The sequence below is a fragment of the Streptomyces sp. ADI96-02 genome, from assembly GCF_003846185.1.
Taxonomy (GTDB): Bacteria; Actinomycetota; Actinomycetes; order Streptomycetales; family Streptomycetaceae; genus Streptomyces.
This window is the reverse complement of the sequence record NZ_ML123034.1, coordinates 5,606,048-5,607,011: the sequence shown is the minus strand read 5'-3', so window position 1 is coordinate 5,607,011 and position 964 is coordinate 5,606,048. Positions and strand designations below refer to the sequence as shown.

General features: G+C 67.4%; 1 pseudogene. It reads left to right on the top strand.

Annotated features, from left to right (window positions below):
- Nucleotides 1-964, top strand: a pseudogene (locus tag EES43_RS30770) (hypothetical protein); the annotation flags it as partial.

The following is a 964-nucleotide window of genomic DNA, read 5'->3' as shown; positions in this document are numbered from 1 at the left end:
AAAAGCCACCACATCGGACGGCACGGCCACCCTCAGCACCCACGACGACGTCGAAGGCACCACGACTGAGCAGACCGTACCTGCAGGGACCGACAAACCGACGCAGACCAGCACCCAGCAGAACGACGACCGGGGCAACCCCGTCCGGGCCGAAACCGCTTACGGTGACGGCACCCCCGGCACGGCGACCAAGACCACCTACGACGCCCTGGGCAAGCCGGTGCGTTCCGAGCAGAGCACCAGCGCCTACGTTGCCGAGCATGCCTACACGGAAACCGGGCTGCCCGCGTCCGACACCCTCACCACGAAGCAGTCCGGCACGCAGGCTGTGAAAGCGGAGCACACGCTGGACGCGTTCGGAAAGAAGACGCAGAAGACGCTGTCGCGGGGCGGAAAGACGGTTGAGGGCTGGAAGACGAAGTTCGACGCCGCGGGCCGGGAGACGCAGGTTTCCCTGCCCGGCGGTGGCGGGACGTCGACCACGTCCTACAACCGGGTCAACGGGCTGGTCGAGTCCGTGACGCAGCCGGACGGTTCCGTCGCGCATCAGCGGAACGACCGGTCCGGGAGGACGGTGGAGGCGTGGACCTCGCCGAAGGACGCCCCGGACACGAAGCGGGACCATGTGCGTACGTCGTACGACCCGGTCACCGGTGGTGTGTCCGCGCAGTGGACCGAGGGTGACGAGGCCGGTTCGAAGATCACCTACACCCTCAACCCCGACGGCACGGTGCGTGAGCGTACGGACCCGGGTGGGAAGAAGACCGCCTTCACCTATACCGATGACGAGCAGGTCGCTTCGGTGACCGATCACACAGGCGCGGTGACCCGCTACACGTATGACGCGAAGTCGGGGCGGATGACGCAGGCCGTGCAGTCGCGCGGTGACAAGGAACTCGCGAGGGTGTCCTACCGTCATGACGCTTCGGGGCGTCTGGCGGGCATCGACCGGGGCAACGGCGCA